The organism is Synergistaceae bacterium (genome assembly GCA_017444345.1).
Lineage (GTDB): Bacteria > Synergistota > Synergistia > Synergistales > Aminobacteriaceae > JAFUXM01.
Genome location: JAFSWW010000125.1, coordinates 1 through 10158, shown reverse-complemented (window position 1 = coordinate 10158; position 10158 = coordinate 1). Strand labels below are relative to the sequence as shown.

Here is a 10158-nt window from a genome sequence, read left to right as displayed (position 1 = left end):
CGCCAGTGATTGCATTATTGAGCGTCAAAAAATTTCTGGATTCTTGCTTTAATTTCTCTTAACGGGAGAGTCTTTAACATATGGCCTTCAGGTTTGAGCGCGTCAATTTTCTCAATGCTGCCAGAGTCGCTTTTTGCCGTCAAGAACATAACGGGAATATTTGCGGACTCGTTATTATTTTTCAGCGAGTCAAAAACTTCAGTCCCATTCATGCCGGGCATCTCGTAATCAAGCAAAATTAAATCGGGCTTAGTTCGTGCTAAAATTTTCAGTGCGTTTTCTCCTGAATTTGCGGGCAAAATTTTATAACTTGTGCTTAATCCGTCCCGTAAAGTCCGCAGCATTACTGAGTCATCATCGACGAGTAATATAATTTTATTTATGCTGTTAATTTTTTGAGCTTGAATATTTGCTAGTTTATCCCGTATTTCATTAGCGTTGAAAGGCTTTATAAATTTTTCGCAGTTATCTATATCGCTTGAGTCAATTTCTGATTTATTGCCGAGTAAAAAAATTTTTGAATTCTTACATGCTTTTATCTTGTCTGAACTCTCAAGCCCTGAGAGATTCACAAATATTAATTCAGGCACGTGATTAATTTCATCGCTCGAACGAACCCGCAAAATCTCGTAATCATTGCTCAAAGTCTTTAATAACATGTCTGCACCCATTGAGGGCCGATCAGTTACATATAAAATTTTAGCTTTCATGTAAAAAATTTCTCCCTGTCTAAATGTCTTGTAGTGCCGAATTAAGCCCGTTCCAATCCGCCGAATCAGCACATAAAGCAATCTTGTTAAATCTTTCTGATTCATTATCGGGAATTTTATAATTTCTTAAAGCCGCAATAATTCCATCAATTGAGTCACTGTCAAAACTGGCCGCAAATTCCTTTATTGCCTCGTATGCTTCCCGCAAATTTTCGGGCGTGATTAATTCTGCGTCGTTATTCTCGTAAAGAGGTGCTAATTTTTCGCGGTATGATTTATAGAGATTCAATAATTCCGGAGTCTTTGCTGTTATCTCGTCAAGATTCCTGTTATTTCCGCAATCTTCAAGATAAGCCGCCCGCCTTGATAACTCTTCAGCACCTATTAAGCGAGCCGAACTCTTTAACGCATGAACCTTGATTGTATAATTATTTATGTCGGACTCGTTAAAAAATTGCTCGATCTCACGCAGATTATTATTTATTGAGTTCCAGAACTGGCTTAAAGTTTTCGCTAAAATATTTTCATTCGCACAATTCTTTATAGCCTCGTCATAATTAAGCCCCTCATTGAGCGAGTAAAATTTTTCAAGTTCTGATATATTTCTTTCTTGCTGGACTTGATTCTCGCTTTCATTTTCCTGCAATAAAATTTTTTCACTGGGTAAATATTTAATTAACGCTGCTTCAAGACTCGCGCTCTCTACAGGTTTAGAAAGATAATCAGTGAAGCCCTCTTCTATGTATTTATTTCTTGCACCTGATACAGCATCGGCCGTTAAGCATATAACCGGAGTATTTATATTAAGCCCGTTTTCTTGCGAGCGAATATTATTTAACGTCTGAGTCCCGTCCATCTGCGGCATTCTTTGATCCATTAGAATTAAATCATATTTTGTGCGTTTAGTGAGTGTTAAAGCCTCTTTACCGCTTGAAGCAGTATCTAAATTTATTTCTGTCTTGCTGAGTAATCCCTCTATAACCGTCAAATTCATATCAGTATCATCAACAACTAATAAATTTGCGTCGGGTGCCCTGAAAGATTCTTTATAAGCTCGCAATGCATGAACATAACGAATAAATTTCTCGTGAAAATTCCCGATCGGTTCAAACGAGACTATTTTTTGCGGCAGATAAATTGTAAAAGTTGAGCCCTTACCGTATTCGCTAGTTACGTTAATTTCACCGTTCATCATAGTTAATAGATTCTGAGTTATAGACAGTCCCAGCCCGGTGCCTTCTACTGTATTATTCTGCTCCAAATCAACGCGTTCAAATTTCTTGAATAATTTCGGCAAGTCTTCAGGTTTTATGCCGATTCCCGTGTCAGTGATTGTGAAGATTAAATTTATATTCCCGTCAATTCTTTCGCCCTTAACGTCAAGAGATACGCTCCCTTCGCGGGTATATTTAACGGCGTTATTCAATACATTTGTGATAACTTGACGGACTCGGACTTCATCGCCTAATAAATCATCAGGTAATGACTCATCGACTTTGACATTAAATTTTAAATCTTTCTGCTTGGCCTTGAAAACTATCATATTAGTAACATCATTCAAGACCGAGCTTAATTTATAATCACTCGTTACGATTTCCATTTTGCCGGCTTCAATTTTCGAGAAGTCAAGAATATCATTTATTATAGCTAGTAAATTTTTGCTTGCACTCTCTACGTTTCTTGCATAAGTCGTGATTCTGGGTGAATTGCTTTCACGTATAATCATTTCGTTCATGCCGAGAACTGCATTAATGGGAGTGCGAATCTCATGAGACATATTAGCAAGAAATTCGCTTTTAGCCTGATTAGCTCGTTTTGCCTGTTGATGGGCGGCCTTTGCGAGTTCTAAAGCGTCTTCAAGCTGTTTATTTCTTTCTTGCTGCTCGGTGTGAAGTCTTGTAGTATCAGTTACCATTACGATAAAGAAACCGGGATTTACGGCGTAAAAGTTAAATTGCTTATGGAAAATTTTATTATCAATCCCGCATGTAATATTTACTTCATAGAGTGAATTTCTCTGAGTTCCGAACGCAATCGAATCCGGCGCGAGTGAATGAGCCATTGATTTAATCTGTTCTTCAGTGCCGTGTAAAATGGGTATAATTTCTTCATTTATATATTGATTGAAAATGTCATGTGAATTTTTTGGGAGAATGCTGCCTTCTAACTCTTCACTGACTGTAATATGATATTTGCCGGTCGCTATATAAGCAATCATTTCGAACTGACGCGCAAGAATTTTATCTACTATAGTCTGATAAACTTTTGAGTCGTTGCATTCCCGTTCAGTAATAAACGCTATGACGTGGCCGTTAAAAGGATTTCGAGTCATCATTGCTGAAATTTCTACGTAACAAATATTATTATTTTTGCGCTTAGATAATAAAACTTGCTTGGCCGTGATTTGTCCCTTTATGTACGAGTCTAAAAGCGAGTCAACATTGAATAACTCAAGAAATTTTTTGCGCTCGATAAAATTTATATAGTGTTTAGCGCGAGATTTGAGCATGTCCGAGTAAATTTTTATGCTTTCTTCATTCGGGAATATGTCGCGGCCTCTTATCTCGTCAAGAGTGTCAACCGTTAAATCAGCTCTGAACATTCCCAGCGTGAACTCGTCTTGATGGTAAAAATTTTGTCCTATAGTGTCGTAGCTCGTTCTGATTTTTTCCTCGTAATTCTTGAATCTAGTAATATCCGAACACGTTATATAAATATATTCGCCGCCTATAAAAGCAAAGTGGGCAGAGATCCAGATTAATTTATTATCAGCTGTCAATCTTATCTGCAAAGTTTTAGATCCGTCGGGTGCCTGCTTGTGTTCGAGCATGTAATCAACAAGTGAAATATCTTCAGGATAAATCATTGCCCTGAAATTAGTAAAATCATTCTCAATCATTGCTAGATAATCAGGTGATATAAAGACGGCTTCAAGAGTTCCCGAGCGTAATAGAATCGCCCTGTTTTCCAGCTGCTTTATAGTTTCAATCAGAGAACGGCACATTAAAATTTTTTAACTCCTTCATGTTACGAGATATATTAATTATATTACTAGACTTGAAAAATTTGCATACTCACTAAAAAATAGCGCGCGTGATAAAATTTATAAAGTTTTTATTAAGCCATAACTTGAAAGGGGTATATTTAAATGAATCGAAAAATTTTCACGTTGATAGCTGTAATGTTATTTACGGCTGTTATATCAGGAGGCTGCGGAGGAAGCGGCGGCACTTTATCATTAAATAACGATGACAACAGCACCCCCCCCCCCCCCTCGATAATTCAGCAAAATTTTACATATTAGGCAGCTTAGAAGACTCACGCCTTAAAGACAGCGATATTGCATCATACATTAAGAAAGTAATATCAATCGATAAATTTTCAGATATTGCAGATATTTCTTCAAGCGATAACGTATTAATAATTGACGATGTCAGCAAATTAACTGACGGCTCAAATTATGGAGGCTTAGAACAGGCAGATGTCCGCACGGCCTATGATGAGGGGCTTATTATAGCGGCTTTATATCCTGATTCAGAAGATATTATAATAATATGCGATATTCTCGGAATAGATAACCCGCCTGAACTTGATAGTGAATCACACTTTGAAATTTTTGTAGTCGGCTGGCGTGAAGTTGACGGAGATTATGAACCTTTTTCGTATATTATTGCGGACATGGACGAATTAATATCAGGCGACATTGACGAGACTGTTTACCGCACTACTTCACAAGATGAGGGCTCAACAATTACATCAAGTGATATAGTTTACGAGTCGGGCGATGAAGATTTTATGCCTGAAGATTTCACGGACGAGGCATTTAATATAATACGCATAAATGATTTTCTCGAATGGGTAAAATTTTTAAATAAAGATCCCGATGATTTATACGCAGATTATGAAGGCGACGACGAAGACGAGCAGGACGGGCAAAATCAATCAGAAATTAATACATCAGCAGGCGCGGGACAACTCACGGAAATAGCAAAATCCGAGGGGCCTGACATGATTAATATAAATTACAACGCAGAAGTCAAATTTAGAAAAATAAAGGACGCAATGGAAGACGAACCGTTATATAAGAGTCCTATATCAGGACTGAGGGGCGAATATAACGCATGGCGTGCTAACAGGAGAACGCGCTTAAAATATGATGTGTACTCTATTCACTCGTTCGACAAAAATAGAGATTATTTTCTCATTCGGGCGCATAACTCAACTAACACTAAGAATCAATTTGCGAGCGTCATAAATTCAAATGCTTACACAGTATCAGCAGGAAATTCCGACGCAAGATTAATGTACGGATTCACTCGTAAATTAACATTTAATCACTATATAGAACAGGACACAGGAAACGGATCTGTCGCAATTGTAGCAAGCGCACCTGATAATAAAGCAGCTTCACAGACTACCAGCACAACTATGGGCTATTCATTCGGAGCAAAAGTCGGACTCTCTGCAAATATTAGCAAAGGTGAAATCTCGGCAACTGCTGAATTCAGCTACAGTATAAATTATTCGTCAACTGTTTCAAATACTGCGATTGATTACGAGATAGCGCGTTCACACAACGATGATAAATCTTTCACTAATAATAACCCTAGGGCAAATGCAAAATGGATTTACACATTCAGCTGGCCTAAAGAGGGCAAGGATATAGGAACATGGAGCACCCGCGCGCCGTATTGTTATAGAGAGCTTGAAGCTTGGCCTTCTTCACTTGAGCACACTTCACACTTAGAATGGATCTGGGAAGTAAACCCCGCAATCTGGAAATCAAGTAATAACAAGCTGACAGTTAAAGCAAATGTCGAATGGGTTGACGGACTTACTCAAGGCAAATATCACAGACGGCTCGGCACTTACTGGGGCGACAGGATAGACACAGAGGCAAATAAATACAGCAAAGATTACAGCTTCACAATTAAGAGACCGCCTCACTTAGCAGTAAGACCCGCAAGTTTTGCACCCTCAGCAGGCTCAAAAGCATTTGACAAGAACGCAGGGAATGCAAAAATTGTATTATTATCTGAAGGTAACTGGTCAGCAAGTATTACAAAAGGTTCTGACTGGCTCACGGGGTTAACTCCGGCAAATGGCAGCGCAACAGGAGCAAACGAGAAGACTATAACATTTAGTTATTCAGCAAATAAAACGGGCTCACCGAGAACGGGAACTATAAGAATTACGAACACTGAAGGCGATATTTTTGACGTGCAGATAACACAAGGCTCGAACTAAAATTTTTATTGCCCCCCTGCTTTCTTGTTAATCTTTTATGAGAGAGAAGGGGGAATTTATTTTATTACTTCGCGAATTATATTCATTCCTGATTTAACGAGTTCGATATTTGCCTGACTTCCCATATGGCCGACTCTGAAGACTTGCCCGGATAATTTGCCGTAATTGCCTCCGACTGCTAGACCTTTTTTGCGCAGTAAATAATTAAATTCAGGCCAAGTAAATTTTTTAGGAACATAGAACGCGCTGACAGTGGGCGAGCAAAAATCTTCACTCTTAGGGAATAACTTTAAGCCGATTTCACGCGCCATATCACGGCATAATTTAGCTGATTCTTCATGACGTTTACAAGCGTTATTAATTCCTTCTGTGATAATTTCACTTAACGATAAATTTAATGCTTTCATTGAGTGCCAATCATGAGTATAAGGCATAAATTTTTCTCCGGGAACATTGCGCCACTGTAAATAAGCCTCATAGCCTGAATAATTTACACGTTCTATAACTTCCCATGCACGCGGGGATATTGCCGAAATCGATAACGAGGGAGTCAGCGACAAAACTTTTTGACTTCCTAACAAGCCTATATCAATTTTGCAAGAGTCAACATCGAGGGGCGCACCTCCTGCACTTGATACGAAATCCACTATAAATAACGCGTCGAATTCATGGGCAATCCCGCCGAATTCATATAAATTTTTTGTCAAAGTCCCTGAAGGAGTCTCGCAATGTATAGCAGTAATGACTTTAGGACGAAATTTTTTAACATGTTCGCGGACTCTTTCGCTGTCTGGTATTAAATCATAATCAAACGCGCAAATTTGAGCATTGACTCCGAAAGTTTGAGCCATTTCCGCAAAACCTTCACCGAATAATCCGGAAGAAATAGCAAGCATTTTATCGCCCGGCTTGAGTGTGCATTTAAGTGCTGCCCATAAAATAGACATGGCCTCGCCTGAAGTGATAATAATATTATTATCAGTGTGTAAAATTTTTTGTGTTAAGGCCTGATTATCTGCGTAAAGCTCGTAAAATTCGCTCTCTAAATCAGAACTTGCAAAATCTATATTATAAGCAGCTCTAAATTTTTCGGGGATTTTAACCGGGCCGGGAATGAGTCCTATTTTATACTGTTCGATAATAAATCACCTGCAAATTTTATTAATTCTGACTCGTTCAGTGCGTGAGTCTCAATTGTCAGTGTAGTATTATTATTTATTTTCACGGCCAAAGCAAGCGGCAAATTTTCGTGTTTCTCAAGAATTGCGCTATATCCTGATACATTTATGATTTCATAACCTGATGAGGTGTTAAATAATTCGCCTGAATCCCTCACACTTTCAGGGATATATAATTCTCCTGCTCCTGTGCCTTCAGTTAAAATAATTTCGAGATCACCGCGTGGATTATTGCGCGAGTAATATTTATGCATAATTCGGCCTATGTATTTATTATTTGCAGCTGGTATCAGGGGCGTAATAAATTCCTTGAGTGAATGCCATTCGTTAATATTATCGGGTAATTCAAGCGCATAAACGGGACAAAAATTTGACGCAAAAAATATCGCAATAAACACAAAAATTTTTCTCATGATAAATCAACCTCCTTTATTTCTTTGAGCCATAATTTACGGACCTGTGAAAGAAAATCATCATAGCAGCGACTCTGAAAATCCGGGAATGTGTAATCAAAGCTCTGCCAGTTCTTAAATCTATATCGCAAAGTAACCTCCGCAAAAATCCCGTCCCGCAAATAAATTCTATGTGCATGATCCTTAGTAGACGCTAAAATCAATCTAGCACCGTCAATATATCCCGGGTCAATATTTATAGATCTTATATTATTATGATTATGCTTTGTGAGAGATTCAATATTAATTGCTTGATGTTTCCAGTCAGCTAAATCTCCGGCATAAAAGAGTCCCGGAAAACTCATAAAGATTCTATTCAAGTTCGGCGAGATCTCATCATAATAATTAGTCTTGTCAAATGGTATTGATTTACTGAATAATTCAGGCTGACCCCATAATTTAGCGAGTTCAGAAATTGCCCAGTTCAATAAATTTTCATTATCGGACGGGTAAAGAATGCCGGTTATTAATTTAACGCGCGGGGGATTCATAATAAATTAACTCCTTCTCTTTGTTGACCTGCAGCAAGTAACGCCATAGCTTGAGGCCCTATATTGCTAATAACATCATCGGACTTGCGGGTAATAATTTCTTGTGATTTATTTTCCGGTTTGCTTTCAGATTTATTTGCTGATAAATTTTTCTTGCTAGCTTGCTTCTTTCTGGGAGGCATAATTATATTTAAGTAGCCTTGTAACTCGCCCTGCCATTCACAAGCTCTGAAAGTTTTTGATTTGCCTTCAGGGGGATTATCTAATTTTTGCCATTGTCCGCCCTGTGCTTGAATTTCCTTAATCCATGCTTGACCGACTGCCGCCCACCATGTAATATCTTGAGCCTCGTTTAATTCATTCGTGCAGTCATCAACTGAATAAATGCCGGCTTTTAATTTCTTGAATGCTATAAATTTATTCTCAAGTGTAATAATAAATTCGTCCTTATCGGGTAAATCGCGGGCGTTCATTTTTTCGAGTTCAGAGCCTAACAAATTTTTTGCTGACTCATTCAACCGCAAAATCCCTCGTGAAGATACAGCAAAGGGCACGGGAGCGTCCCACCATTCGGGCAAAACCGGCTCATCAGGATATAATGCAGTCTCAAGTGTCGCAATAAATGAGCCTGTTATACTCACATAAAGCGCGTTAAGTTCTTCGGGGTAATCAAATTCATACGGACTCAAAGAATTAACTATATTGCGTGCTATTAACTGCGGGAGAGTCTTAATCATTGAGTCAGCGCAGCCCCTTTCAACGAGCGAGACTAATTGTTCCTTAGATAAAATAATCACGTCCCCTGAATCAGGAATATATACGGCGTATTCTGCATTAGTGCTGAAGAGTGTACGCAGGAAAAATAATAACGTGCTTTCAGGTGTGAGAATGCTTAAATTAGGCTTGTTCACGAGTTCAAATCCATTAAGGCACGCGCAAATTCTGACGGGTCAAAATTATTCAAGTCCTCGCTGCCTTCTCCTAAGCCTATATAACGAACAGGGACGCGCAATTTTTTAGCAATTGAGAGAATTACTCCGCCCTTAGAAGTATTATCGTATTTAGTTAATATAATTGCATTCACGGGGATAATGGCGTTAAAAGTTTCTGCTTGAGCGACTGAATTTTGACCTAGCACAGAGTCAAGCACTAATACAACCTGTAATCTTTCTTGACCGGCCTCACGCAATAAAATGCGGTAAATTTTGCGTAATTCTTCCATTAAATTATGCTTGTCATGTAAACGCCCTGCAGTGTCGACTATCAATAAATCAGCTCCCGAACTCTCTGCGGCCTTGTAAGCGTCAAAAGCAACTGCTGCGGGATCAGATCCTTGACCTTGTGAAATTACTCTAACATTTGAGCGTTCACCCCAGATTTTGAGCTGTTCAACTGCTGCTGCCCTGAAAGTATCTGCGGCGGCCATGATTACTTTTTTGCCGGAATTCTTAAATTTTACTGCGAGTTTGCCCGCGCTGGTAGTTTTGCCGCTGCCATTGACTCCAATCATTAAGAGAACTAGAGGCTTATTATTTATCGCGAAATCTTGACCCATTTCAGGAATCGAGCTTAATTCTTGAGTTATTCGCTCAATAAAAATATTTTGCAGATCGGCCGGAGTCTTCACGTTTTTATTTTTTGCGCAGTCTTTCAAGAAATTAATAATCTCGTCGGTGAATTCAAGCCCGGTATCAGCCATAATTAATTTTTCTTCTAGATCATCCCAGAAAGAGTCATCAAATTTATTTGACGCGAATAATTTAGCAAGCCCGAACTTAGCAGTAACATTTTTAAGGCCTTCACGGAGCTTTGAGAATGAGAACAGGGCCATTATTTAATTACTCCTGACTTTGCGCATGAAAATAAATTCATAGCCGTATTGTCCGCTTGTAGAGTCTTGAGTTCGTCTTGAGCCTACAACCTGCCAAGATGCTTTGCCGCGCTGGGTCATTCTTTCTGTTAAATTCTGGTCAAGAATAAAATCAATAGCGTACTCATAAGTTTCGGGAGCTTGAGAACTTTGCGGGGCCTGCTCGATAGTAATGCCGTTTGCCAGACTGCCTATTTTGAAATAAAGCAT

General features: G+C 38.8%; 11 protein-coding genes. 2 read left to right on the top strand and 9 right to left on the bottom strand.

The genetic code is table 11. The features are described 5' to 3' along the window. Window positions 1–14 precede the first annotated feature (14 nt). Together IJS99_09785 and IJS99_09780 are read right to left on the bottom strand one after the other, a co-directional pair. A complete protein-coding gene (locus tag IJS99_09785; protein ID MBQ7562098.1) occupies window positions 15–710 on the bottom strand; it encodes a response regulator in 696 nt (231 codons plus the stop codon). Between the two features lie 19 nt (window positions 711–729). Beyond that, a complete protein-coding gene (locus tag IJS99_09780; protein ID MBQ7562097.1) occupies window positions 730–3714 on the bottom strand; it encodes a response regulator in 2985 nt (994 codons plus the stop codon). Between the two features lie 144 nt (window positions 3715–3858). On the opposite strand from IJS99_09780, the gene IJS99_09775 reads away from it, so the two are divergent. Further along, window positions 3859–4014, top strand: a complete 156-nt coding sequence (locus IJS99_09775; protein MBQ7562096.1) for a hypothetical protein — start codon at window positions 3859–3861, stop codon at window positions 4012–4014. Here the strand turns inward: IJS99_09775 and IJS99_09770 are convergent. Next, window positions 4004–4150, bottom strand: a complete 147-nt coding sequence (locus IJS99_09770; protein MBQ7562095.1) for a hypothetical protein — start codon at window positions 4148–4150, stop codon at window positions 4004–4006. The genes IJS99_09775 and IJS99_09770 overlap by 11 nt on opposite strands. A gap of 238 nt (window positions 4151–4388) precedes the next feature. Between IJS99_09770 and IJS99_09765 the strand changes: the two genes are divergently transcribed. Continuing rightward, window positions 4389–5957, top strand: a complete 1569-nt coding sequence (locus IJS99_09765) for a leukocidin family pore-forming toxin (protein ID MBQ7562094.1) — start codon at window positions 4389–4391, stop codon at window positions 5955–5957. A 56-nt stretch (window positions 5958–6013) separates the two neighbouring features. On the opposite strand, the gene IJS99_09760 is transcribed toward IJS99_09765, so the two are convergent. From IJS99_09760 to IJS99_09735, 6 genes are all read right to left on the bottom strand, one after another. Next, complete coding sequence (locus tag IJS99_09760) at window positions 6014–7096, bottom strand: alanine--glyoxylate aminotransferase family protein (protein MBQ7562093.1); 1083 nt, start codon at window positions 7094–7096, stop codon at window positions 6014–6016. Continuing rightward, the gene (locus IJS99_09755) at window positions 7078–7548 is read right to left on the bottom strand and encodes a hypothetical protein (protein ID MBQ7562092.1); all 471 of its coding nucleotides are present in this window, start codon (window positions 7546–7548) and stop codon (window positions 7078–7080) included. The genes IJS99_09760 and IJS99_09755 overlap by 19 nt, the downstream gene beginning before the upstream one ends. Beyond that, a complete protein-coding gene (locus IJS99_09750; GenBank protein ID MBQ7562091.1) occupies window positions 7545–8078 on the bottom strand; it encodes a DUF4416 family protein in 534 nt (177 codons plus the stop codon). Before IJS99_09750 ends, IJS99_09755 begins: the two co-directional genes overlap by 4 nt. Then, complete coding sequence (locus IJS99_09745) at window positions 8075–8989, bottom strand: hypothetical protein (GenBank protein MBQ7562090.1); 915 nt, start codon at window positions 8987–8989, stop codon at window positions 8075–8077. The genes IJS99_09750 and IJS99_09745 overlap by 4 nt, the downstream gene beginning before the upstream one ends. Beyond that, window positions 8986–9909, bottom strand: coding sequence for a signal recognition particle-docking protein FtsY (ftsY, locus tag IJS99_09740; GenBank protein MBQ7562089.1), 924 nt, complete (start codon window positions 9907–9909; stop codon window positions 8986–8988). The genes IJS99_09745 and ftsY overlap by 4 nt, the downstream gene beginning before the upstream one ends. A 3-nt stretch (window positions 9910–9912) precedes the next feature. After that, the coding region (locus tag IJS99_09735) for a hypothetical protein (GenBank protein MBQ7562088.1) at window positions 9913–10158 on the bottom strand (246 nt) is incomplete at its 5' end.

Excerpts from the sequence above, each read along its gene's own strand:
- IJS99_09750 (MBQ7562091.1), bottom strand. The coding sequence starts at position 8,078 with ATGAATCCCCCGCGCGTTAAATTAATAACCGGCATTCTTTACCCGTCC.
- IJS99_09780 (MBQ7562097.1), bottom strand. The coding sequence starts at position 3,714 with ATGTGCCGTTCTCTGATTGAAACTATAAAGCAGCTGGAAAACAGGGCG.
- IJS99_09765 (MBQ7562094.1), top strand. The coding sequence starts at position 4,389 with ATGGACGAATTAATATCAGGCGACATTGACGAGACTGTTTACCGCACT.
- IJS99_09755 (MBQ7562092.1), bottom strand. The coding sequence starts at position 7,548 with ATGAGAAAAATTTTTGTGTTTATTGCGATATTTTTTGCGTCAAATTTT.
- ftsY (MBQ7562089.1), bottom strand. The coding sequence starts at position 9,909 with ATGGCCCTGTTCTCATTCTCAAAGCTCCGTGAAGGCCTTAAAAATGTT.
- IJS99_09775 (MBQ7562096.1), top strand. The coding sequence starts at position 3,859 with ATGAATCGAAAAATTTTCACGTTGATAGCTGTAATGTTATTTACGGCT.
- IJS99_09785 (MBQ7562098.1), bottom strand. The coding sequence starts at position 710 with ATGAAAGCTAAAATTTTATATGTAACTGATCGGCCCTCAATGGGTGCA.